At 65.5% G+C, this 24819-nt stretch carries 18 protein-coding genes; 7 read left to right on the forward strand and 11 right to left on the reverse strand.

Features of this window, described 5'->3' with window-relative positions:
* Positions 1-88 precede the first annotated feature (88 nt).
* Positions 89-1234: a pyridoxal phosphate-dependent aminotransferase gene (locus O5K31_RS16350; protein ID WP_269714812.1), complete on the reverse strand. Its 1146-nt coding sequence runs from the start codon at positions 1232-1234 to the stop codon at positions 89-91.
* Between the two features lie 163 nt (positions 1235-1397).
* Between O5K31_RS16350 and O5K31_RS16355 the strand changes: the two genes are divergently transcribed.
* The 3 genes from O5K31_RS16355 (at position 1398) to O5K31_RS16365 (ending at position 4857) form a co-directional block, all read left to right on the forward strand.
* On the forward strand, positions 1398-1880 hold the full coding sequence (locus O5K31_RS16355; protein ID WP_269714813.1) for an Lrp/AsnC family transcriptional regulator: 483 nt from the start codon (positions 1398-1400) through the stop codon (positions 1878-1880).
* A 137-nt stretch (positions 1881-2017) separates the two neighbouring features.
* Complete coding sequence (locus O5K31_RS16360) at positions 2018-3265, forward strand: aminotransferase class V-fold PLP-dependent enzyme (protein ID WP_269714814.1); 1248 nt, start codon at positions 2018-2020, stop codon at positions 3263-3265.
* Positions 3262-4857: a S10 family peptidase gene (locus O5K31_RS16365; RefSeq protein WP_269714815.1), complete on the forward strand. Its 1596-nt coding sequence runs from the start codon at positions 3262-3264 to the stop codon at positions 4855-4857. The genes O5K31_RS16360 and O5K31_RS16365 overlap by 4 nt, the downstream gene beginning before the upstream one ends.
* A gap of 482 nt (positions 4858-5339) precedes the next feature.
* Here the strand turns inward: O5K31_RS16365 and O5K31_RS16370 are convergent, their stop codons facing one another.
* From O5K31_RS16370 to O5K31_RS16410, 9 genes are all read right to left on the reverse strand, one after another.
* Positions 5340-6488 carry an aldose epimerase family protein gene (locus O5K31_RS16370; RefSeq protein ID WP_269714816.1) on the reverse strand — a complete coding sequence of 383 codons (1149 nt, stop codon included), beginning with the start codon at positions 6486-6488 and terminating at the stop codon, positions 5340-5342.
* A gap of 57 nt (positions 6489-6545) precedes the next feature.
* Entirely contained in the window at positions 6546-7448 is a 903-nt protein-coding gene (locus O5K31_RS16375; protein WP_269714817.1) for a formylglycine-generating enzyme family protein, read from the reverse strand.
* Between the two features lie 74 nt (positions 7449-7522).
* Complete coding sequence (locus tag O5K31_RS16380) at positions 7523-8974, reverse strand: sulfatase family protein (protein WP_269714818.1); 1452 nt, start codon at positions 8972-8974, stop codon at positions 7523-7525.
* Positions 8971-12756, reverse strand: coding sequence for a LamG-like jellyroll fold domain-containing protein (locus tag O5K31_RS16385; RefSeq protein WP_269714819.1), 3786 nt, complete (start codon positions 12754-12756; stop codon positions 8971-8973). The genes O5K31_RS16380 and O5K31_RS16385 overlap by 4 nt, the downstream gene beginning before the upstream one ends.
* A 30-nt stretch (positions 12757-12786) precedes the next feature.
* The gene (locus tag O5K31_RS16390; RefSeq protein ID WP_269714820.1) at positions 12787-15960 is read right to left on the reverse strand and encodes a TonB-dependent receptor; all 3174 of its coding nucleotides are present in this window, start codon (positions 15958-15960) and stop codon (positions 12787-12789) included.
* Between the two features lie 84 nt (positions 15961-16044).
* The gene (locus O5K31_RS16395; RefSeq protein ID WP_269714821.1) at positions 16045-17028 is read right to left on the reverse strand and encodes a FecR family protein; all 984 of its coding nucleotides are present in this window, start codon (positions 17026-17028) and stop codon (positions 16045-16047) included.
* On the reverse strand, positions 17012-17596 hold the full coding sequence (locus tag O5K31_RS16400; protein ID WP_269714822.1) for an RNA polymerase sigma factor: 585 nt from the start codon (positions 17594-17596) through the stop codon (positions 17012-17014). Before O5K31_RS16400 ends, O5K31_RS16395 begins: the two co-directional genes overlap by 17 nt.
* Positions 17597-17763: 167 nt before the next feature.
* Positions 17764-18798, reverse strand: a complete 1035-nt coding sequence (locus O5K31_RS16405; protein WP_269714823.1) for a hypothetical protein — start codon at positions 18796-18798, stop codon at positions 17764-17766.
* A gap of 166 nt (positions 18799-18964) precedes the next feature.
* Positions 18965-19378: a BLUF domain-containing protein gene (locus tag O5K31_RS16410; protein ID WP_269714824.1), complete on the reverse strand. Its 414-nt coding sequence runs from the start codon at positions 19376-19378 to the stop codon at positions 18965-18967.
* 245 nt (positions 19379-19623) lie between these two features.
* On the opposite strand from O5K31_RS16410, the gene O5K31_RS16415 reads away from it, so the two are divergent.
* Positions 19624-20838 (forward strand): glycosyltransferase, encoded by a 1215-nt coding sequence (locus O5K31_RS16415; RefSeq protein ID WP_269714825.1) that lies wholly within the window; start codon positions 19624-19626, stop codon positions 20836-20838.
* The gene (locus tag O5K31_RS16420) at positions 20838-22103 is read left to right on the forward strand and encodes a condensation domain-containing protein (protein WP_269714826.1); all 1266 of its coding nucleotides are present in this window, start codon (positions 20838-20840) and stop codon (positions 22101-22103) included. The genes O5K31_RS16415 and O5K31_RS16420 overlap by 1 nt, the downstream gene beginning before the upstream one ends.
* Before the next feature lie 29 nt (positions 22104-22132).
* Here the strand turns inward: O5K31_RS16420 and O5K31_RS16425 are convergent, their stop codons facing one another.
* A complete protein-coding gene (locus O5K31_RS16425; RefSeq protein WP_269714827.1) occupies positions 22133-22636 on the reverse strand; it encodes a helix-turn-helix domain-containing protein in 504 nt (167 codons plus the stop codon).
* 337 nt (positions 22637-22973) lie between these two features.
* Here O5K31_RS16425 and O5K31_RS16430 point away from each other — a divergent pair, with 337 nt between their 5' ends.
* Both O5K31_RS16430 and O5K31_RS16435 read left to right on the forward strand, forming a co-directional pair.
* The gene (locus O5K31_RS16430; RefSeq protein ID WP_269714828.1) at positions 22974-23633 is read left to right on the forward strand and encodes a GntR family transcriptional regulator; all 660 of its coding nucleotides are present in this window, start codon (positions 22974-22976) and stop codon (positions 23631-23633) included.
* 103 nt (positions 23634-23736) lie between these two features.
* Positions 23737-24726 (forward strand): FecR family protein, encoded by a 990-nt coding sequence (locus tag O5K31_RS16435; RefSeq protein ID WP_269714829.1) that lies wholly within the window; start codon positions 23737-23739, stop codon positions 24724-24726.
* The last annotated feature ends 93 nt before the right edge of the window (positions 24727-24819 follow it).

Raw genomic sequence — 24819 nt, forward strand, 5'->3', positions numbered from 1 at the left:
ATATTCTTTGCGTTCTCCACACATCCACCGGTCCGTCGCAAATTGGTCATGCAGCGTATACGGCCTGCGCGCATGACCTATGCGCCGCCTACGGCGTGTGGCGGAGCGCCGCCTCCAGTGCGACCAGACCACGCTCGAGCAGATCTGGCTCCCCGCCGAACCCGAGCCGGATGTGGCCGGCCAGGCCAAAATGTTCGCCGGGCGCGACGATCAGCCGATGCTGCGCCCAGAGCCGCTCGGCCAGCGCCAGGGTGTCTTGGACGCCCCTCACCCGAGGAAAGTACATGCAGCCATGCGGCGGCAGTTCGCCTTCGAGCAGTCCCGCCTCGATCATGGCGCTGACACGAGGCTCCACGACCGCTCGGGTCGCGCTCAAAGAGGCGCGCCAGTGCGCGTCGAACGGGGCTAGGTCCTCAAGGACCAGGGCGCCGATCGCATGGGTGAGCTTGGAGACCGCCAGATCGCCTTGCGGATTGGCCGCCTCGATGCGGGCGATGCTGGCTTGGGACGCGGTCAGCCAGCCGCAGCGAAGAGCAAACAGGCCATGCACCTTGGAAAGGCTGCCGGCGATGATGAACTGGGGGTCGGGTGCGATGACGCCCGCCTCCCCTAAGAAATCGGCATAGACCGCGTCGATCAGGACCGGCACGGAGGCGTCGCGCGCCACCTTGGCGATCTTGTCCAAAGCCTGGGGCGTCAGGGCCGCCCCGGAAGGATTGTGGACCTGGGTGAGCACGACCAGCCGGGTGTCAGGGCCGATCGCGGCGTCCAGTTCGTCGGGATCAACCTGGAAGTCGGGCGCCCGGCGCGGCAGCCAGTCGACCACGGCGCCGGCTTCGCGCGCCAGGCTCGCCAGAAGATCAAATCCGGGCGTCTCCACGAGCACCCGCTCGCCGGGGCGAACAAAGGCGCGGATGGCCATGGCCATGGCGCTGGTGGCGCCGGCGGCGCCGATCACCTGGTCTGGCGAGACCCCGCATCGATCGGCGACGGCCTTGGCCACAAAGCGATTGCCCGAGGAGAACACGCTTTCGTAGCGGTCGGTGATCTGGCCCGAAAAGGCGCGAGCGATCACGCCCGCCAAGAGCTCGGTGGGCTCGGGGATGGTGGAGTCAAAAAGAACGATCGCTTCGGGCGTCTCAGCACGGCGGGCGAGCGCTGTGCGCACCCATCGCGAATAGCCCTCCTCAAGCGCGGACGCGGCGCTGCGCTCCCACGCATTCGAGACTGTCAACGGCCGCCCCCTCTCAACACTGCATGCGCGGCGATCAAGGAACGCTCGTCACGACGCCATTGAGATCGTAATCCGCGGCGAAGGATTTTCTTGTCTTTGTCCTGCTTGACGGGGGCGGTTTGCGCATCCGTTATGCGCACTGGATAGAAAACGAACATAAGCTATGTCAGCCAAACTCGACGCCATCGACCTGAAGATCTTGACCCTCATGCAGCGGGACGCGTCGATTTCGACGGCGGACCTGGCCGAGCGCGTGGGCCTGTCGCAGTCGCCTTGCTGGCGACGGATTCAGCGCCTGCGCGAGGACGGCTACATCACCTCGGTGGTGGCCATCGTCGACCCGCGCAAGCTGGGCTTCACCATGCAGATCTTCGCCCAGGTGAAGATGACGACCCTGACCGAGAAGGAGCGGGCCGACTTCTATCGGCAGGTTGAGAACATCCCCGAAATCCTCGAGTGCTGGACCGTGTTTGGGGAGATGGACGCGATGATGAAAATCCTCGCGCCCGATGTGGTCTGGTACCAGGACTTCGTCTTCGCCGTCCTCTTGAAGCTGCCCGGGGTGGTGGACGTGCGATCCATCGTCACCTTGGCTGAATCCAAGAGCACCACGGCGGTCCCCTTGAAGGCCCGCCAGTTCCGCTAGGGCCGATAGGGCGCCTCATGCATGCGCCAAACCTTGAGCAGGCGCATAATTCATTCGCTGATCGCTGCGGGCGCACGTCTCAACGAAAGGACAATCTGGGGGGCCGCCGCTAGGCTGGCGTTCTCGTAGGAGGCTCGATGACGTTCACCCGCCGCGCCCTGATCGCCGCCGCCGCCGCGCCTGCGGCCGCCCAGGCCGCAAGCGCGGCCCCGGCGCCCGCAGCATCGCTCGCCCTTCCCGTGCGGTCGGCCTTCGCGGCCATGCCTTACGTCTATCTCGATAGCGGCTCGACCCACCCCATGCCGCTTGGCGCGCGCGCCGCGCTGGAGGGGTATCTGCGCTACAAGACCCGCGCCCCCGACGCCCCCGAACTGGACATGAACGCCAAGGAGCAAAACGTACTGGCGGCGTTTGGCGCCCTGGTAGGCGCTTCGCCTGGCGAGCTTAGCCTGGTGCAGTCCACCACCATGGGCGAGAACCTCATCCTACAGGCCTTGGGCTATCCGGCCGAGCGCGGGCGCATCGTCACCGACGCGCTCCACTTCTTTGGCTCCTTCTACACCTATGGCGAGCTCAAGCGTTTGGGCGTCGACGTGGTCACCCTGAGGATGACCCGCGAGGGCCGCATCGACCTGGATCAGATGGCCGCGGCGGTGACGCCGGGCACGCGCCTTGTGTCGATCAGCGCGGTCTCCACCACCAACGGCTTCCAGCATGATCTCAAGCGCGTGTGCGAAATCGCCCATGCCCAGGGCGCTTACGTTTATGTGGACCTGGCGCACGCCGCGGGGGCCGTGCCCGTCGATCTGAGAGCCGCCGGCGTCGATTTCGCCGCCACGTCTTCCTACAAATGGCTGATGGGCGACTTTGGCCTGGGCTTTGTCTACGTGCGCGAGGACGTGCGGCCCAAAATCCAGAGGCCATGGTGGGGCTATCACCAGATCGGCCGCTTCCAGAGCCACGTCTTTCCTTATGATGCGCCGGGCGACAGCGTCGCCGACTACGCCGCCCGCCCCGATGCGACGGGCCTCTTGGCCATGGGCACCACCTCATGGACAGGCGTCGTGCAGTTGGACCACACCTTGCCGTGGATTCAATCGCTTGGGGTGGAGCGCATCCAGGCCTGGCGGCAGCCCATGGTCGACGCCGTAAAGACCGAACTTCGCCGGCGCGGTTACAAGCCGCTCACGCCCCTGGACAGCAAGACGCCTTTGGTGGCCTTCGCCCTCAAGGACGCGCGCGGCAAGCTGCGCGATCTCCTGGCCAAGGGCGGCCTGCGCCTGACCGTGGCGCAAAACCGCTTTCGGGTCTCGATCTCGGTATTCAACGACATGAATGACATCGACCGGCTGTTGGCCGTGCTGCCAAAGGCCCCACCCGCATGAAGCGTCTTGTTCTTGGCGCCGCCGCACTGATCTTGGCCAGCGGTTCGGCCTTGGCCCAGGCGAGCCCGCCCATCGAGCTGGCGGTGTCGGCAAACAACGATCGCCCCGTGGTCGCCGCGCCCGCCCCGCCCGTTTCCTTCGTCACCAAGCACCGCACGACGATCCGGGGCCGCAAGATCGACTACACCACCACCGCCGGCGAGACCTATCTGACGACCCTGTCTGGCGAGCCGACAGGCAGCATCTTCAGCTTCGCCTACGTCAAGGACGGCCCGCGCGATCCCAATCGCCCGGTGATGTTCGTGTTCAACGGCGGGCCGGGTTCGGCGTCGCTTTGGCTGCATATGGGGGTGGTGGGTCCGCGCCGGGTCGTCCTGGACCGCGAGGTCAATCCCAGCAACGTGCCGCCCTTTGGCGTAGCTGACAATCCAGACAGCCTGCTCGATGTGGCCGACCTGGTGTTCATCGATCCTGTGGGCACCGGCTTTAGCCGGGCCGTGGGGTCAGGCAAGGCCGAGGACTTTTGGGGCGTCGATCAGGACGCCGACTCGGTGGCCCAGTTCATTGAGCTTTGGCTGAGCGCCAATGGTCGCTGGACCTCGCCCAAGTTCCTGATGGGCGAAAGCTACGGCAGCGTGCGCGCGGCCTTGTTGCCCCGCGCCCTGATGGGCGGCCCCACCTATCTGGGCGTCATGCGCGGCATCACCGTCAATGGGATCATCCTTTTGGGCACCACCCTCGACAGCCGTGACGGCCCGCCCAAGCCCGACGCCGCGATCGCCTCGGCGGCCAACGACCTGACCGCCCAGGCCGCCGTCGCCTGGGCCCATGGCCGCACAAAGCACCAAGATAAGTCGCTGCCTGTCTTCCAGGCGGAAGTCGACCGCTTCGCCGCTGCGCAGTTCGAGGACGCCCTGCGCCGCAATGGCGCGGGCACGCTTGGGTCAGCAGAACGCCAGGCGATCGTCGAGCGCATCAGCGGTTACACAGGTCTGCCGACCGAAGCCTATGATCGTGATCTCAAGCTGGCGACCGGGCAGTTCGCCAGACAACTGCTGGCCGACCAGGGCCTGAGCGTGGGCCTCTATGACGGCCGCTACACCCTGCCCACCGCCGGTTCAGGAAACGAGCCCGTGGCGGACGATCCGGCCATGGGTCGCTATGTTCCGGGTTTTGTCGCCGCCTTCCATCAGATGCTGCGCGACGACCTGAAGGTGTCGATGAGCCGCCCCTATGGCGCGATCGTGTGGCGCGACCTGCTGTCCAAATGGAAATGGAGCCGCGCCCAGGTCCCTGTCGGTCAAAGCTTCGCGGTCGATCTGGCCACGGCCATGCGCCGCAATCAGCACCTGCAGGTCCTCGTCGCCTCGGGAAACTATGATCTGGTGACCACCCCGGCCGCCGCCCGTCGCAGTCTGGCCGCGGCCAACTTGCCCGCCGACCGCGTCACCTTCCGCGACTACCCGTCGGGGCACATGCTTTATCTGGGCGACACCGCTGCGGCCTTCTCGGACGATGTGCGCGCCCTTGTCCGGCGAAGCGTCGTGGGAGAGGGCCACGGTTCAAGTCCTGGCGGCTCCAGGGAGAAATAGCGCGGGTGTTTTGGGAAGATCGCTAGCTGGCCTTGCGATCTATGCCCAGCGCCGGCGCTCTAACGACATCGACTAAAGTACCCCCGCGCCACAACTCGGCCGTCGCACAGGTGGCGTGGTCGTAAATCCAAACTTGAAGCTGGGCCAAGGCCTCCGCGTCGTTGACACATTCGAGCAAGTCGACGACAGGCACTGACCCATCGTCCCGCACGCCAAGAAATGTGTAGTAGGTCGCCTCGGTAATTTCGAACATAAGCGATTGTAGCATGAATAGGTCGCTCCCGTCGTCGGCTACACGACTTATAGGAATTGGACACATTCTAAGTTGTCGATTGTCAGATTCAGGTCGACCACAGGCTTATGCTTGGCCGAGATAGCCGATGCGGGCTATAGACCGGCGCCGCAAAGGCCCTAGCCACGCTGGCGACCTAGCGGCGATCTGGCTGGCGGCGGCGATCAACCTTTCGCTACACCGCCAATGCCTATTCGCGCGATCGGCTCATAGGCGAGGCGCGCAACAGGATGCTGTTGGAATAGACTTGCCCCGGTCGCAGCACCGCCGAGCCCAGATGCTTTTGGTTCGGCGCATCGGGAAATCGCTGCGGCTCCAGCGCCACCCCGTCGCCTTGTCGGTAGACATGGCCCTGCTTGCCCACGGTCGTGCCGTCGATGAAGTTGCCTGAATAGAGTTGCAGGCCCGGCTGGTCGCTCCAGAACTCCAGGGTGCGGCCCGAAGACGGATCGCTCAGGCGAGCGGCCAGGCGCAGCGCTCCAGCGGCGCCATCAAGGACAAAGCTGTGGTCGTAGCCCCGCCCGACGACCAGTTGCGGTTCCGCGCCATCGCGAACGCGCGCGCCGATGACCGTGGGCGCGAGAAAATCAAACACGCCGCCCTCGACTGGGCTTAGGGCGCCCGTTGGGATCAGGTGTTCGTCAACAGGCAGATAGCGGCTGGCCGCCAGCTGCAGGACATTGTCCAACGCGCTTTGCGCAGCGCTATGGCCCGCCATGTTGAAGAGTGCGTGGTGGGTGAGATTGACGATGGTTGGACGATCGCTTGTCGCGCGATAGTCGATGGCCAGACCGTTTTGGTCATCGAGGGTGTAGGTCACCGTGGTGGTGAGCGTTCCTGGATAACCTTCCTCGCCATCGGGGCTGACATAAGTCATCTCTACGGACGCCGAAGGGCCCTCAGTCACCCGAGCGACGGACCAGATTTTCTTGTCGAAGCCCGCCTGGCCGCCGTGGAGGCTTGCAGCCCCGTTATCGTTGAGGGCCAGTTGGTAGGATCGGCCGTCAAGCTCGAACCGGCCCTTGGCGATGCGGTTGGCGTATCGCCCGACCGATGCGCCAAAATAGTTGGCGCTCTTTTCGTATCCGGCGACGTCGTCATAGCCCAGCACCACGTCGGCCAGCTTGCCGGCCGGGTCTGGGACCATCAGGGCCTGCAGGGTGGCGCCGTAGGTCAGGATGGTCGCGCTCATCCCGCTGGGATTGGTCAGGGTGATGGCTTCCACGTCGCGCCCATCAATGGTCTTGCCAAAGATCGAGCGCTTCAAATCGGCGGCGTCACTGGGCGCCGGCGCGGCCATCAGCAGCAAACTCGCCGCGAGCAGCATCGGACGGATCATGCAAAGTCTCCAATTGGCGGCAGGGTGAAGCGTGATGGTCTGCTCAAACGGCCGCCCTCATGCGCTGGCCGCGCAGCGAAAGCCCATATGAGAGGTCGATGTATCGACCGGCTGACCCCAACGGGCGGCCGGTCGATAGCGTTGGCACCAGTTTGGCGCGCAAAGGTGCGAGCCGCCCTTGGCCACCCGGCGCGACGTATGTGACGGCGCGAGGGGGTCGATGCTCAGCTGCGCGCCCAGAGTCTGGCTCTTGCCAGCCGAACAGCAGGCCGGTTTGACCGCCTCGCCTGCAAGGTAGGTGTCGGCGGTCCATTCCCAGACATTGCCGATCATGTCGTAGAGGCCAAAGCCGTTGGCGGGGTAGGCGCGCACGGGGCTTGTGCGCTGCAGGCCGGCGGGCGCGTCATTGCGCCAGGGAAAAACGCCGGCCCAGATTTTGGCTTGCGGCCGCCCGCCCGGCTCCAGCTGGTCGCCCCAGGCAAAGGTTTTGCCTTCAAGGCCGCCGCGGGCGGCGCGCTCCCACTCAGCTTCCGTCGGCAATCGCTTGCCCGCCCATTGGGCATAGGCCTCGGCGTCGCGCGCCACCACGTGGGCGACGGGGTGATCTTCCAGACCTGCAAGGTCGCTGGAGGCGCCCCAAGGCCGTCGCCAGCAGGCGTCGGGCGCGTATGACCACCATTGCGCCGCGTCGCTCGTGGCGACCGGATGGTTGGGCGGGGTGAACACCAGCGACCCCGCCACCGCCAGGGCCGGGTCCATGCCAGGATAGTCTTCGACCCTGGGCGCGATCTCGGCGTAGGTGACGTAGCCGGTGGCCTCGACGAACGCGGCGAACTGGCTGTTGGTGACCGGAACTTCGTCGATCCAAAAGGCGTCGATGTCCACGAGGCGAACGGGGCGCTCATCCAGATAGTGGTCGTCAGATCCCATGGCGAAACGCCCCGCCGGGATCAGCTTCATTGCGGCCCCGCCTTTGCGGCGGGGCGAAGGTGACCAGGGCCAGCGCATCGCCACTTATCCGTCCCCGCTAAAGCCTATTGGAAGTCCCACTTGCGCAGCCAAGGGTCGCGCGTGCGGGTCTGGAAGGCTTTGAGACGGGTGATCAGATCGGCCAACACCGCCCCGTGCGCGGGATCGTCAGCCAGGTTGCGGATTTCGCCGGGATCGCTTTGCAGGTCGTAGAGCTCAAACCGAGGCCGATGCAAAAACGCGTCGACCGATCTTTGTCCAAAGCTCGTCGCGCCCGACTTGGTGTTTTGCATCCAGCTGGACGCGTAGAGCAGGTCTTCGGCGAAGGGGAAGGTCAGCTCGGGATTGATGTTGTAGATCAGCTTCCAGCGGCGCGTTCGGATCGAGCGCATCGGATAGTACATCTGCACTTCGTGGAAGGTGTGGCTTCCAAAGACCTCGTCCCAGCCCGGGGCGGCCGGGTCCTTCAGCACCGAAACAAAGCTGCGGCCATCCATGGCCCGGCCTGGCGCGACGCCCGCCAGGTCCAGCAAGGTGGGCGTCAGGTCGGCCAAGGAGACCATGGCGTCGGTGGCGCGGCCGGCTTGGGCGCCATGGGGCAAGCGCATGATCAGGGGCGCGCGCACACCCGGGTCATAGAGCGTGGTCTTGGCGCCCGGAAAGGCGATGCCGTTGTCGGTCAGGTAGACGATGATGGTGTTGTCGTAATGACCCGTATGCTTGAGCAGAGCGACCAGACGGCCCACGCCTTGGTCCAGGCGGCTGATCGACTGATAGTACTGGGCAAGCTCGTCACGCACGGCCGGCGTATCGGGCAAGAAGGCGGGCACGCTGACCTTGGAAGGGTCGTAGGTCTGCTCGGTCACGCCCGGATAGCCATCGGCGCGATTGCCAAAGCTGTTGGGTTGATCGCCGATGGAAAAGGGGAAGGCCCGATGCGGATCGTCGGTGGCGAAATAGAGAAAGAACGGCGCGTTTGAGCGCTCGCTGACGAAGGCTTGGGCCTTTTCCACCATCTGGGCGGGGCTTCGCGCCAAGGAGACGGTCTGGTTGGCCTGGCCTTGGGAGAGCACTTCATCAAAGGCGAAGACCGCCTGGGGCGCCACGTGGAACTTGCCGACCCGGGCGGTGCGGTACCCGGCCGTCTTGAGGCGAACGGGCAGGCTCTGCACGTCGTCGAAGGTGGAGAAGTGGCTTTCCTCGTGCTCGAGCCCGTACATGCCGGTGTTGTGGTTCATGCGGCCTGTCAGGATGGTCGCCCGGCTGGGACTGCAGCTGGAGGTGGCCGCAAAGGCGTTGTCGAAACGCAGACCCTCGCGGGCCAAGGCGTCGATATGGGGCGTCCTGACCGTGCGCGAGCCATAGGCGCCGATGTCGTCACGGCCGTGATCGTCCGAAACGATCATCACGATGTTGGGCCGCGTTGCGGATTGGGCGCGCGCATCGGCTCCAAAGACCAAAGCTGCGCCCAGACATAGGGCCGCAAAGAGGGCGCGGGCGGGTACCTTCGCGATCATGGCAAGATCACCTGGTTGTTCATCAAGGTCGTCTCCGGCTCACCCTGGCCCAGCGACAGCTTGATCTGCGCGCCGGCAAGATCGGCCTTGGGCCCGACCTTGAGCTTTACGCTCCAGGTCTTGGGCGCAAGATCGACAGGCGCGTCCAAGGTGGGGATCGCCGCCTGCACCAGGAGCGTCCCAGAGGCGTCGTGCAGCCGGATCACGCCGCCCTTGGCCTGGACCGCGCCCAGGCTATGGACGGTGACCTCGATCCCGCCCGCAACGCGCCTGACGTCGCCTGCGCCCACGCCAAGATCGGCGCGAGACTCGGCGGGGGGCGCAGGTTCGACCAGCTCGAAATCGAGCAAGGTCGTCACGCCCGGTTCGAAGACCAAGTCTGTCGAGGCCGATCGCTCAAGTACCACCTCGGTCTGACGGACGGGACCATCGGGGCGGTCATCGCCATCTGTGTCGAGGGCGGCTTTCAGTCTGTAGCGGCCGGGTGCTATCGCCCAGGCGGTCATGCGCGCCGCCTGGCTCCGGTCGCTGATGTTGTGGGCGGTGATCTTGAACCGGTCGGGCGCCTGGGCGGTCACCAGCAGGGCGACGTTTTGGGCGCCGTCGGTCTGGTCGAAACGCCAGCTGACTGCGTGGCCAGGATAGGTCCAGTTGCGTTTGAGAGCCACGCCGCCCAGGCGCTCGCGCTGCAAGATTTCACTGGGCTGCTCGACCCGGTCGGTCCACCAGTGGCCCTCGGTGAGCATGTACATGCGCTGGGATTTGTCCTGGATAGCCTTGGCGTGAAGGGTCTCCAGCCAGCGCTTGTCGCCAGTGGTCAGCCAAGCGGCGTATTGGGCGAAGGGATCGCCCCTGGGCGCCTGGGCGGTAAGGGCGGCTCCCCAGTCGCCGCGCCGGCCCAGGGCGTCGATCAGGTTTTCGTTGAGGTCGGCGATGGAGCCGGCGCCCGCCTTGGCCGCACGACCCAAGATTGGGCGCAGATAGCGATCCTCACCGGTCCAGCGCCAACTCGCCCAAGCCGATTGCATGTAGGCGGGCATGCCGCCGGTGTCGCCCACGCGCGCGGCGTCGGTGCTCCAGCTGATCTCGTTGGGAAAGCTCCAGACGCCGGCGTCGTCCTGTTTGCCGTGCGCCAAGACGCCGTCCATGGCCCCGGTCACCAGGCCTCGGGCCAGGGGGTTTGCGTTGTAGATCCCCATCAGGATCGGCGCGTGCATGACCGTGAAGGAATAGAGCTTTTGCCAATCCCACGGAGGCTCGCGATAGGCGTGGGCGGCGCCATACCAATTGCTGTTGAAGTGCAGGTGACCCTGGGCGTTGGGGGTGACGATCGATTGCAGCGCCTTGGTGGTCGCCATCAGGCGCTCCAGCCGCAGCGGGTCGCCCCAGTTCAGATAGAGGGCCGCAGCATCGGAGTTCAGCCCTTCCTCATAGGCGTGCAGCTCATCGGTGGCCACCACGCCCAGACCGCCCGACATCATGCCGTTCTTGTAGACCGCGTCGGCCAGGGCGTTGAGGGAGGTGCGGATCTTGTCGGGCTTGTAGCCCATCAGGGCCAAGCCGGGCCACTGAGACATCAGGTCGGTGTCGTCGGAGATGCCGCCGCCAAAGTCGCCGTAGGCGACCTGACGCTCATCGATCCACCAGTCCACAAATCGGCCGACCAGCTTTAAGTCTTCCAGCTGCCGAAACGCCCAAAGCGGCGTTGAGCCTCGCGGCTTGGGCTGCTCGAACGGGGGCCAGTCCTGGGTCGCATAACCGATTTCCTGCCAGTAGAGGCGGCCCTGTTCGTGGTCGGGGTCCACGCGCAGCAGGTCGGAGATGTCGGTGTAGAGCCGACGGTAGAGATCGGCACGCACGGTGGCGGGACGCGCCTCCACCAGGAAGGCCCAGTTGTCCTTGACCTGGTTAAAGCGGTCGGCGACGTGCTCGACCTTGGCGATCTGACGGTCCTTGAAGACCAGGCTGATCCCAAGCCCGTCGATGGAGTCGGCGCTGAAGTCGGGCGCGCTGGAGGCGATGGTCAGCCACAGACTGTCGTCGGTGAGGATGCGGTCGCGAAGATCAAGCCAAAGGCTTCGCGCCTCGCCCGGCCGCACCGAGACCGAAAGATCGATGAGGTCGCGTCCCGGCCAGATGGGATCTTTGATGCGGATGTTGAGGGCGGCCAGGCCGTTCTTGTCAGGCTTGATGTTCAGGGCGGGGATATCAACAACCACACCGTCCAGGCCCGAATGCATGTTTTGCCAGCCATAGTTCCAAGAGCGGGTCACGGGCTGGGCGGCGGGCGAGGCGTCAAAGCGCGAGGGGATGAGGATATGGGCCAGCGGCGCCGACGCAGCCCCGCTCTGCTTGGCTCGCAAGGGTCCCTTGGCCGCCTGGGTCGGCAAGGCCACGACGGTGGCGCGCTCGTCGGCGGGAAAACGTGCTTGGATGTGGCGCTGCAGGGCGCTCAAGGCGTCGCTGGACGGCGCCTCTTGGGAGCGCACGACATAGCGCAGCAGCGGGCGGTCCTCGGGCGCGCGGCCTGGCGCGACGTCATAGGCCCACACTTCCTGGATAGGCGTTTCCTGGGCGTCGTTGGCAAAGCGCAGCCGACCGCCGGTGAGGCGAGCAAACTGGTCGACGGTGCGCACGGCTCCGGCCGATCGGCGCAGGAGCGGGCGCGTCACGCCCGAAGGGTCTGTCCAGGTCAGGGCGCCATGGGCCGCGCCGCGAATTTCCAGCTGATTGAAACTCTCGCCGGCGGGCACGGTCAGGTCATAGGCCTTGCCGCCATCCACATAGACGTTCCAGTCGGGCAGCACGATGCGCTCGTCACGGCCGGGCAGGCGAGAGCGGTTGTAGACGCCTGGCCAGGTGGTTTCCGGCACGCCGTCGACGCCCTTCCACATCCACGCTTTCAGATCCTTGGCGTCCGAGAACTCCACCTTGCGCACACGGGTGCTGGGCGCGGTCAGCAAGGGCGGCGTCGCTCGATCCCACCCAAACCTGTGCAGCCAGGCTTGCCGCTCGCCGGCGGCCTGGCCGGCCATGAGCGCGGCCGGCTCTCTCAGATCGGCGAGCGCCTTGGCGTCATCCTCCGAGAGCAGATGATCATAGACGCGCACCTCATCGACATCGCTGCCGCGCGAGAAGTTGTAGCGGCTGTGAACCTGGTGGGGCGAGATCATCCGGCCGGCGAAGCCGAACTGGTCAAGCCCGGTGTCGAGGTCGAGACTTTGTGTGGTTCGCGCCGCTTCCACGCCATTGATGAAAAGGCGCACGCCGTGCGTCTCGTCCCAGCCGAGGGCGATGTGGGTCCAGGCGTCGGCCGAGGGAAGCGCCGGGGCTTTGAAGGCGACCTTGGTGCGCGCCAGATTGGCGTCGGTGATGAAGGCCTCGATCCCCTCGCCGCTCCAGTCGATGCGCGCAAAGGTCATGTCAAAGCTGGTGTGCGCCGCAAAGCTGGCGCGGAAGATCACGAACGGCGCCGTGGTCAGGGGCTGGCCCGCGCGCCAGAAGAAGGCGACCGTGCCGCGCTGGCCATAGATATTGCCTGGCGCGTTCCAGGCCACCGCCCCGTCGTCGGCGCGCGCCATGGCCGAGCCTGATCGGCCGGCGGGGGACAGGCTCATCTTCTCCTGGAAGTTGGGGATCGGATCGCCCAGGGCGCGGTCGGCGACAAAGCCGGCGTCGCCCGAGGCCCTGAACAACAGGCCGTCCTGAGCGCCCGCTGCGGCGGGCGCAAGCACGGCGCAAAAGGCCAGGGTACGCCACCAGGTCATGGGAAATTGGGTCATGGGATATCCTGGCGGCGCCGCCTTTGGACGTCAGAACTTGTACTGGACGCCGACGTTGTACTGGCGACCGGTGTGGCTGAAGAACAGCGGGCTGTTGCGCGCGGTGTCCTGGAACTGATCGTTGAACTCGTCGGTCAGGTTCAGGCCTTCGAAGGACAGCTTGATCCTCGGCGACAGGCTGTAGGAGACGGCGACGTCCACATTGAAGGTGGAGTTGACGCCATCGGCGTCGTTGCCGGTCTGCCCGCCGGGGATGGCGGCGTAGTAGCGGTCACGATAGGCGCCCGAGACACGCGCGCTGAACTTGCTGTCTTCGTAATAAAGGGTCGCGTTGAAGGCGTTGCGCGACAGGCCGACCAGATCATTGGTGACAGTCGCCGCCGAGCCGGCGGTGACGAAGTATTCGATCTGGGATTTGACCATCGTGTAGTTGAAAATCCCGCCCAGGTTCTTGGACCAGTGTGGCAAGAACGGGAACACCTCGGGCAGGAAGGTGAAGGGCTGCTGGTAGCTGAACTCCAGACCCTTGAGGGGGCCGCCCTTGGTGTTGACCGGCTGAGTGAAGATGAAGAGATCGGTCGGCTGCAGGGACGTTCCGGCCAGCACGCTGTCGGGCAGGCCGGCGGTGTTGAATGGGCGCGTCTCGCGCAGGGTTTGGATGTAGGTGTCGATGTCCTTGTAGAACAGGCCAAGCGAGACCAGGGCGCCACGCTCGAAGTACCATTCGAGCGCCATGTCGTAGGTCTTGGCGCGGATGGGATCGAGCAAAGGATTGCCGGCGCTGACGCCTGGCACGCCCGTCAAGATGACGTTGCCGCCCGGCGTGAGGTCGGGAAGGTTTGGCCGCGAGATGACCTTCGAAGCGCCAAAGCGCAAAAGCAGATCCTCGCGCAGATCAGCGACCAGGTTTAGGGCCGGCAAGACGTCGTCGTACTCGCGCTCGGCGGTCACCAGGATCGGGGCTGCGCCCACTAGCTGGTAACCGTTGGAGGTCTGCTCGGTCTTGACGTAGCGCACCCCGATATCACCGCGCACGGGCAGCGGCAGGGCGTTGGTGTTGAAATCGGCCTGCACGTAGAAGCCGGTCGTCTTTTCGCCCACGGCGCGGATGTTGCCGCGGGCCGCGGCGTTGGTCACCCCGGTCAAGGCGAACATGCCGGTGTTGCTGTAGATTCCGAAGACCTCGGCGAACTTGTCGAAGTCGGCGGTCACCCAGCTGGTGGGCGTGCCGGCCGGAATGTTCATATTGCGGCCGATGCCGCTGACAGTCTTGGTCAGGTCCGCCAGGGTCACGCCAGCGGGCAAGGTCGGAATGGAGATTTCGGACTCGCGGGCCAGGGCGTCGGACTCGAACGTGAAGTCCTTGATGGCCACCCCGGCCTTGAGGGTCAGGGCGTCGTTGAGAACGAACTGGGCGTCGAAAGCGGCGCTGTCGAAACGGTTCTCGACGGTCTGCGGGCGAAGCCGGATTTCGGAGCCTACGAAGGCTCCGCCCGGGAGGGCGAAGACGAAGTTCTCGGGCCGGGTCGGATCAAAGCCGACATTGATCGACGGTCGCCGATCATCCTGGCGAAAATCGATCGTGTAGCCGCTGACGTTGGGGCGATCGAGGGAGATGATGGTCTGGATCGGATTGTCGAGCTTGGAGCGCGACGTGCCGACCATGGCCTTGACCTTGAACCGGTCGGAGAACTCATGCTCGCCGCTCAGGGTCAGCTGGCGATAGGTGGAGGTGAACTCGTCGTAGCGGGCTTCGGCGCGCATATCGACGCCGTCGAAGACGCCGTAGACTAAGTCGCCGTCAGCCGACACCTCGGCGGCCCTGATCGAGGTCTGGGGCTTGCCATTGGCGGAGGCTGGACGGCTGAACGAGAAGGCGCTCAAGAAGGCCTGCTCGCGGCTAGCTTCGAAGGTCGAGCTCAGAGCATCCAGGCTCAGCTGCGTGCGGTCGGTGGGCTTCCATTGCAGCGAGGCGGTCAGACCCAGCCGCTCCTGCTCATGCTCAAAGCGTCCGTAGCGCGGAATGCGCGGGTGATGGACGTTGGCGCTGTTGACCAGGGCGTAGGCGGCAGGATCGGAGGTGCGCGGCAGGCCCGGCCCGCAAGGGGTGGTCAAGGTGGCGCTGGCCGGCGCGCAAAAGCCGCCGTTGACGGTCGATTGATCGTAGCCGACCGTGCCAAAGCCCTCTTCGAGGAAGTCGCGATCGCTGTAGGCGACAGAGAGCAGAAGGCCCACGCGGTCATCGAAGAAGCGGTCGCTGATCAGGCCTGCGAACCTGGGGCTGATCGTGCGCGACAGGTCATTGTAGCCAGCCTGGGCTGAGGCGGCGACCGTAAAGCCCTTGTAGTCGAAGGGACGCGAGGTCTGCAGATCGACCGTCGCGCCAAGCGAGCCTTCCTCGACTTCGGCCGAGGGGGTTTTGCGCACGGTGATGCTGTTGAAGAGTTCGGAGGCGAAGACGTTGAAATCGAACGAGCGGGTGCGGTTGTTGCCGCCCGAACTGTCGGTGCCGCCGACGGTGCTTTGGCCTTCCATGCCGTTGACCCGCACGCGGGTGAACTGAGGGCTAAGACCGCGCACGGTGATCTGACGGCCCTCGCCGCCGTCGCGGGCGATGGAGACGCCCGGAACGCGCTGGATGGATTCGGCCAGGTTGTTGTCGGGGAAGTCGGCGATGTCTTCGGCCTTGATGGCGTCGACGGCCGCCGCGCTGGAGCGCTTGGCGTCGATCGCCGCGTTCAGGCTGCCGCGAAATCCGGTGATGACCACTTCCTCGACGAGATTTTCCTCGGCGGGTTCGGCCTCAGCCGGCGCCGCGGGCGCGGGCGCTGGCGGCGCGGCCTGCACCATGGCCACAGGCCGCATGGCGGCCACTTGGCTGGAGCGCACGGCGGCGGGCGCCAGGGTGACGGTGCGGCCATCGTTGGAGACGACGGTGAGGTTGGTGCCGGCCAGCAGGCGCGCCAGTCCCTCGTTCAGGGAATAGGAGCCCTTGACCGCATTGACGCTGCGGCCGCGGACCGACGCCTCTGAGGTGAGAATCTGGACGTTGGCCTGCTTTGCGAAGGCGGGGATGCCGCTCTGGGCGGGCTGGGCCGGAACATCGAAAGTCTGGCTTTGCGCCAGGGCCGGACCTGAGACCGCAACGGCGGCCACGGTCAACATAAGCGTCCGCCGCAGCGAACCCGACACCGAAAACGGCATATATTCCCCCAGATCCTGTTTGTTCCCTGAGCGCCTCTTTCGGGCGTTCCTAGGGTTGATGATCTGGGGGGAAGCTTCCGTCGGCTAGGTGCTCATGTTTCTGCGAATTGTCGCAGGCTGCAGCAAAATCTCATTGGGCTGGGCGACGACCTGCAGACCCAGCATGCCCGCGGCGGCCACGGCGAAGCTTTCGGGCTCGTAGGTTCGAAACCACCCCACCAGACGCTCATCGGCCAGGCTCGGATCGGCGAGCACGATCTTGCGCGCGTTGTAGCGGTTAAATTCGCGCACCGCCTCGCCCAGGGTGTCGCCGTCGAGGATGATCTGGCCCGAACGCCATGCCAGCGCCCGGTCGATATCGGCCACGGCGTAGACTGGCTTGCCGGCGCGGCCGCGCGCATCGATGAAGACGCGCTGGCCGGCCGCGATCTTGGTCGCCTGTCCGCCAAAGAGGCCCTTGGGCGCGACCGACACCACCCCTTCGGTGACCAGCACCTCGGCGCCGCCATCTCGGCGGCGTACGGAAAAGGCGGTGCCGACCGCGGTGACTTCAGCGGGGCCGCTGGCCACGGTGAAGGGGCGATCGGGATCCTTGGCCACTTCGAACCAGGCCTCGCCGCTTTCCAGGCGAAGGCTTCGCTTGCGACCCGACAGGTCCACGCTGACCTGGCTTTCGGTATTGATGACGATGCGCGAGCCGTCGTTGAGCGGCACCTGGCGAACCTCGCCCACAGCGGTCCCGTAACGGCTTGGCTGCGGCTGCAGCGCGGTCACGCCGGCGACGACGGCCACTGCGGCGGCCGCCGCGGCGGCCGCCGCGGCCCCGCCAAAGGTCAGCAGGCCGCGGCGAGAAAGGCTCGGCGAGAGCGCGCGCGCAGCGGCGCTGTCGGCGGCCAGAACGCTGGCCCGGTCGAGCTTGGCCCACCCGGCCTCGGCGCGCAGAAACGCGCCCTGACGGCGGCGGTCGCCTTGCAGCCACAGGTCAAGGTCGGCTTGATCGGCCTCGGTCCATGGACCGCGATCACGCCGCACCACCCAATCGACGGCCTCCTTATCGATAGCGTTCATGGGCGGTGCGCTCGTTACGGTTGGGCTTGCGCCGATGGTCGGGTCGGGCCTGGTCTTGGGCCATGGCCTCGAGGATGTGACGCAGGCCGCGCTTGGCGTCGTTTTCGACGACGTTTTCGCTGACGCCAAGCCTTTGGGCGATATCGCGTTGCGACAGGCCGTCGATCTTGCGCAACTCGATGATGGTGCGGCAGCGACTGGGCAGGTCGGCGATCAGGGCCTTGACGCGGGCCAGCTCGCCGCGACCGGCGACGATGCGTTCGGGCGAGGGCTCGTCATCCATGACATTGGCCGTCTCCAACTCGGTCAGGGCGTCGATACGCACGATACGGGCGCGCCGGAGCTGCTCGAGCACCACATTGCGCGCGGTCTGGAAGAGATAGGCGCGCGGATTGGTGATGTGGTCGACATCGCTGAGCATGGAAAGGCGGCAATAGGCTTCTTGCATGACGTCATCGATCTCGGCGGCGTCGCTGAAGGCGCCTCGAAGCCAGGCTCTCACCACGGCCTCGTGCGGCAGCACTTCGGCCGCCACCCACTCGACGATCCTTCGTCTGTTATCGGTCAAGGCGCACCTCCCCTCTTGAAGTGATGCACGGCCAGGCCGCTTCCGTCACGACCCGCGACATTTTCGTATGCGTCAGGGCAAAGAGAACCCGGCGCCGGACACGCGCGTGTCCGGCGCCGGAGAGTTGCGCGGTCCGGGGAAGCCAGAGCCGCGGGGTCTCACGCCGGTCAGGGGCGGGCCGAGCTCGATGGCTCGAGCTCGGCGATGGAGACGCCAAGCTCGCCCTGGACGGCGTAGAGCAGGTAGGTGCGACCGTCCTCGCGGAAGATCGCCGGGTCTCGCAGGGCGTTCTCAGCAAAGGTGATCTTGCCGTTGCGCGAAGGGGTCAGCGGCAGGTCCGCCCCCTCGGCCTTCGTCTCCGGCGCGAGCAGAAACATCGGTTCGGACGCCTTCCAGGCGCGCCAGTCGGCGGTCATCTGCACGGTGGAGAGAAATATCTGTTCAGGCGCGTCGCCCAGGCGCGAGTAGAAGACCGAAAGCTTGTCGCCATCGGTCATCACCGCCACATGGCGGATCGCCTTGAAGACCACGTTGTGATCGAAGGGCCCCTTCTCGGCGGCGATGAAGTTGGTCAGGCCGTCCTGCGAGCGCAGCAAGGGCGAGGCCGCGCGGGGCAAGGCGTAGTAGGCGTCGCCCCACCGCCAGACCCGAAAATAGCTTGGCCCCAGGGGCTCGGGCTGGACCGTAAAGTTCAGGCCGTCCGTGGAGATGGCCACGTGCGAGGTCTGTTTGCGTCCCGCCAGGCTGGCCTTGTAGCCGGGGACATCGGCCGCAAGGTCGGCGGGAAGCGGGCGGGTGTGAAAATAGAGCCGGATCTGGCGGCGCTCGTCATCGACGATGATGTCGGGCGAGGCGACATGGTCGGTGTTCCAGCTCAGATCCTTGGTGTGGATCATCCCTGGCCCATAGATTTTCCAGGGGCCCGTCAGGGCGTCGGCATAGGCCAGGCGGATATGCTCGCCCTCGTGGTGGGCGAAGTAGAGCAGGTACTTTCCGGGCGCGTTGGTCAGCCACTTAGGCGCGCGGATCAAGGAGGGGCCGTTGATGTTGCCGCCCTTAGCGCCCAGCATGGCGGGCGTGATGATGGGGCCTGCGCCCATTCTTTGGACGGTGTATGGCGCCAGGCAATCTTGGGCCTGGGGCTCGGCCCCGGCCGCCCCGCCGATCAGCGCCAGTCCAAGCGCCCAAACCACAATCCGCATGAAGCCTCCCTCCCCGTCGTGACGCGGGGTTTTGAAGGATTGATGCGTGCGGCGGGTCTTTCCGTCAGGCGTCGTCAGGGGCGCGGGTGGAAGAACTCGCAAGGGATGAGCCAGCGGCGCGATCATGCGCCGGCGATCTTACGTCTCGTCCCAGCCGTGCGCCCTTCTATCGCAACCACATGCTGAAACTGGCCAATACCTTGGTCAGCACCGCGTGGTTCTCGGCGCCTTGATCGATCTTGAGGTGACGCAGATTTCGACAAAAGGCCTGATGAGCCGGGCCGACCTCGGCGCTGGACACCAGCGCCATCGACCAGTCTGGGAAGGCCCTGGCCGAGACCTCCTGGCGGTGCATCACGATCAGACCACCGTGGCGCCTGTCCTTTGAGATGAGCGCAAAGAGGGCGTCGACCTTGTCCTCCTCGCCTTCAAGGAACTGCAGGAAGCTGCCGTCATAGTGGCACAGCAGACCGGCGATGCCGCGCGCCTGATTGTTGCGCGCGGAATGATCGATCAGCGTCCCTAGCGCCTCAGGGTCCATAAGACGGGTGGCGGAGCTGAGATAGGCGAGCGAGATCATCAGCTTTGCTTGCCCAACTTGCGGCGTTGTTATTGTTGCTCACAGCGGGTTCGCTCCGCCGACTGCGTGATGAGCCGCCGCGCAAAAAGGCGACTGTCGCGCTTGCGGTTTGCCATATCGGCCCGCCCCTTGCGAGGGACCGCGCAGATTGCACAGCCCAAGCCTTGCCTTGCAGGGTGGCGTCACCTAACGCCATTCGAAGTCATTGTGGGGATGTCATGTCGCGGTCAGCCGTGGAAGCAATTGTGCGCAAGCACTTTGTCCTGACGACTTTCGGATCCTTAGGCGACTTCCTACCCACCTTTGGCCTGGCGCGTGCGCTCGCAGATCTTGGGCACAAGGTCGATCTGGTGGCGCCGGCCTATTTCGCCCCCCACGCGCAAGCGCCGGGCGTACGCTTCATCGGCCATGGATCGGCGGCGGGCTACGCCCGCGATCTGACCGACAGCCGCGGGGTCGACCGCGACCTGGCGTGGCTGGCTGAATACAGCGCCGGCGCGGCCCTCTCCCACCAGATCAGAGCGATCGAGGCGGCCGCGGGCGAAAGCGGTTCTGACTGCGTTGTGGTCGGCCTGCCGAACGCCTTTGGTGCGCTGTGGGCCGCCAAGGCGCACGGCTTGACCACCTTCGGCCTCGTTTTGGCCCCCAACCACATGGTGACCTTCGCCAATCCACGGCCAATCTCTGAAACCGCCTATCGCGCCGCGTTCCGCGGTTATGGAATGGATGATCCGCCGCCGCCTGTGACTGATCCGAAGCGCAGCTTCCTTGGCGACTATGTCTTTGAGTTCGATCATTTCATCGAGCTCTTCCCGCCTTGGTTCGACACCATCCCCTATGAGCGGCGCTCCAACACTATTCTTGGCACCTTCCCTGGCGAGACCTCGACACGCTTGGTCGAGGCCGCCCAGACCTTTGCCGATCAGGGACCGGCGCCTTGGGTGTTCTTCCCCGGGTCGGGCCGCACGCTCTTGAAGGTGCGCCCCGATCTCTTCGAGGTGGCGGCCGAGGCCTGCCGCCGATCTGGCCGGCGGGCGATCCTGATCGATCCAGCCCTAGGTGACGCCGTCGAGAAGATCGACGACGTCGCCATCCTGTGCGGGATGACGGACCTGTCGCGCCTCTTGCCGCTTTGCGCGGGGTTCTTCCACCATGGCGGCGCCGGCTCCACGTCCATGGGTCTGGCGTCAGGCTTGCCGCAGGTGGTGTCCCCGGTCGTCTACGACCAGCCCAGCAACGCCGCTTGGCTGGTGCGCGAAGGAGCCGCGACAACCCTGGAGCCCGCCCAGTTGACGGCAACGTCCCTGATAGACGTTTTGCAGGCGGCTGAAGCCCTTCCGGTGTCGGCGCGGCACGCTCTGGCCGCGCGTCTGGAGAGCGAAAAGGGCGCCGCCGGCGTTGCTGCGCGCATAGTCCAGGCTCTAGAGGCGGCGCCCTCGTCAGTCCTCGAGCCGGCGTGATGGGACACCAAGCACTTAGCCTGCGTGAAAGCCTGGCCCTTCCCTATTTCTATTCACGCTTTGGCCCTACGGGGTCTGGGCCCGGCACCAATCTCGTCTACGCGGCCAAGCTGACGGGTCCGCTGGACGTGCAGGCCGTGCGGCGCGCCTTTGAAGAACTCGCCCGCGAGACCCCTTCCCTGCGCGGCTATTTCAGCGGCCCCGGCGCTGAGCCGGCCCGACTGACAAGCCCGGTCCCGCCCCCGTTTAACTTCATTGACGCCCAGGGCGACGGCCCCGGGTTCAAAGCAGCCGTGCGCAGAGCCGCTGACCAAAACTTCGAGGTGTCGGCCTTCCCGTTGCTGGAGGCGACGCTGGTGCGTCGCAGGGCCGACGTCCACGTGCTGGTGCTGGCGGCGCATCATCTGCTGATGGACGGCTTCTCGATCGTCATGCTGTTGCGCGCGATCTCCAACCGGGTTCGCGGCCGCACCGCCGTCACGCGCAAGGACGCCGATTATGACGTGGGGGCCGAAGCCAAGGCCCGCTTGGCGTTCTTGCAGTCGCAGGAGGCGGCGGCCTTAAAGGCGCGCGCCGTTGACTGGATGAGACCGGCCGCGGTCGCCTTGTGGCCGCGCGAACAGGTCTTCTTTCCCATGCCAAAGGAGCGGCACGGACTAGTGCGGCTGGCGCGCGAGCCGGTCCAGGCCGCGTCAAAGACCCTGGGCTTGAAGGCCACGGCCCTGCATCGCCTGCTCCTGGTGCTCTTGCAGCATGCCATCACCCGCTCGCCCCATGCCGCGTTCAGCGAGGCGCACGCCAATCGTCCGCCATCGCGTCCTGATCTCTACGGGTTCATGTCCGACGACCTGTTGGCGCGCGTCGATCTGGACGCTTCGTTGTCGATCGTCGATCTCGTCGCGCGCATCGACCAGTCTCTCACCACGGCGAGAGGCTTTTCGGCTATTCCGTGCTCGCGCATCCTGCAGGCTCTGGATTCGAACGCGCGGCCCCTGCCCCGCTTTCACTTCAACCCGCTATCGATCGCCGCTGGCGCTCTGCGGCTGCCCAACGTCGAGGTCCGCCCCTTCAAGATCATGCCGGCCTATAGCGTCGCCGAACTGGTCTTTGTCTCGGGCGATCTGGAGCGCGTGTTCATCGCACTGGCCCACGGCCAGATCGAAGGCCTGGACATCGACCGCCTTGGCCTTTGGCTAAACCTTATGGTCGAACGGCTGGCCGCTCCGAATGCGACCGTCGGCCAGGTGTCGGCCGAGCTTGCCTGACGCTCGGTCGAGGCGTTCGCTAAACGCCCCTACCCGGGTTTGGCCTTGCGGTAGCGGGCATAAAAGTCACTGACGGTCAGACTCGGAAAGCGGCCTTCGATGACGATCTGGGCGATGTCTTCGGTCTCGCGAGCCTGCAGGCCAAACTGCACCATGGCGTTGGTGACCACGTTCAAAAACGGCCCGGCCTCAAGAAGCGCCAAGTCATCGCCCATCTTTTCGTCCAGCCGGCTGAAGGCTTCCATCATCATCAGGGCCAGCTTGTTGCGGCTCACCCGGATCGCCAGTTCAGGACGCCCGAGAATGAGCGCAAGGAAGATCCCGAGCGCGTCGCAGTTGGTGGCGTTGCCGAAGGCGAAGACGCGCTCTGTGTGCCAAAGGTCGCTGGCCTCAAAACGCCCATAGGCCCGTTCGCTCAGGCCCATCCGACGGGCCACTTCGATCTTGCTCAGGCCCCGGTCTTCGCGGATCGCGACCAAGATTTCGCCAAGGGCGCCCTTCTTGGTGGTGCGGGGACTGTCATCTGAACTCATGAGAAATCAACCAACGACTCTTACGCGCTCCTAGGTTGCACGAAGCTCTCATTTGCAATCAATCCAAGTGGATCGCTTGCCCGCTCGAGACGTGATTGTGCAGATTTGAAGCGGTTTGAGCGGCGCCGCGCAGGTCGGTCCGGCGCAAGAAAGATTCACGACCCGCCACGAGGCGCCGAAGACCCGGCGGCCATCGACACTACAACCCGCCATCACCCGCCGCCGGCCTGCATGCCGGAGTTCGTTGCAACCCATTTGGAGGCTTGCCGTCGCCGCACCCTCGACTCCTGGCCTAAGGCGCCCTGCGATAGAGGCGAGGCTGGACGGAGGGGGCAAGGTGGGGCGACTAAGCGATCAGTTCCACTTCGCCGTCACAATGATCCGCAACGGCGTGCGCGACGGGGCGACGGCGCCGGGAGAACGCCTCGTCGCCAACGACATCGCCTTGGCCCTGAAGCTTAGCCCCACGCCGGTGCGCCAGGCCTTGGCTTTGCTGAGCGGCGCCGGGCTGTTGGAGGCTCGCCCGGGCGTCGGCTACTTCGCGCGAGCCTTGGGCGTGGAGGATCTTGAGGATCTCTACGGCGCCAGCCAGCTCCTGCTGGTGGCGGGCGCCAAGCTGGGCCTGTCCAGGCGCGCGGTAACGCCTCTTACGCCTGCGCCCGGCCTGTCAGACCCGGCCGCCCTAGCCCAGCGCGCCGAGGAGGTCCTGCGAGCCCTCATGCAAGAAGGCGCTAGTCCGGTCCTGATGGAGACGTTCGCCATGATCAGCGACCGCCTGGCGATTGCGCGGCAGGCCGAGCCTTACATCATCGACGACGCGGCCAACGAACTTGAACAGCTGGCCGCTGCGATCGGCCAAGCTCAGGCGCCTCATCTGGCTCTAAGATACTTTGATCGCCGCCGACGCATGGCGCGGCCTATCATTCAACAGATAAGACGCGCGGTCGCCGCCCGCCCCGCCCTCAACGATCCGGGCGGCTCTGGTCGATCAGGTTGACTTGTCCTGTCATGGCAAGCGCGTATGAATCGCTGCGCTCCCGGCGAACGGGCGCTATCTGTGTTTTGGTCTCTGATACCCCTGCCAGGTCAGGTCCGATCTAATGATCCACGACGACAGTGACGAACGGCGGGCCCGGCGAGAAGCGGCCGAATGGTTCGCCCATCTTAAGAACACCGACATCACGGCGGCCAAGATCGCCGAGTTTCGCGCTTGGCGAGCCCATGCGGCCAACGATGAGGCTTATGGCGAGCTTGAACGGATGTGGCGTAGCGCCGACGTGCTTGAGCGCGACTCTGACATTCATCGCATCGCCCAGCGCGCTTTGCGCCCTCGCAGAAGGTCGGCGCTCTCCGCTCTTGGACGCCCGCCCGTCTTGGCCCTGGCGGCGGGCCTGGCTGTCGCCTGCGCTGCTGTGGGCTATCAAAGATTTGCCGCGCCGACGTACGAGACCCCCGTGGGCGAGCAAAGATTGGTGGAGCTGTCCGATGGCTCCCAGCTGCGTCTAGACACCGACAGCAAGGCTGTCGTGCGGTTCGGATCGCACGGCCGACGCATCGTGCTCAAGCGCGGCCAGGCCTTCTTTGACGTGGCGCACGACCCGCAACGCCCCTTCGTAGTCGAGGCCGGCGACATGGCGGTCACCGCGCTTGGAACGCGCTTTGACGTTCGCCGAGCCGACAGGGCCTTTGTGGTGACTCTGGTCGAGGGGGCGGTGGAGGTTCGATCCACCGACAAGAGCCGCGCCCAGGCCTACACGCTTGGGCCGGGTGAGCAGCTGGCGGCGCAGTCCGACGGCGAGGTGAGCCGGCGGCGGATCAGCAACACCGCCGAGGCGACCAGTTGGACGACAGGCCAGTTGACCTTCCGCGAAACGCCCCTGGACGCGGCCGTGGCCGAGATCAATCGCTACACCAAGTCCAAGGTGGTGCTGGGCGCCGATGATCTTGCCGATGAACGTCTGAACGGGGTGTTCAAGGCCGACGAGACAGACGCCTTCGTCTCGGCGATCGCCACCTTGTACGACCTGCAAGCGCGCAAGGATCGAAACGGCAAAACCGTGCTGACGCGAGCTGGGGGCGCGGGCGCTTAAAATTATTTGCGAGTGCGGTCAGGGTGAATCCGGCTTTTTTGACTCTCTGCTTCCTAGGACCGTCCACATCCGTGCGGCGGACTTTGGGAGACA

Source organism: Caulobacter sp. NIBR2454 (assembly GCF_027474405.1).
Lineage (GTDB): Bacteria > Pseudomonadota > Alphaproteobacteria > Caulobacterales > Caulobacteraceae > Caulobacter.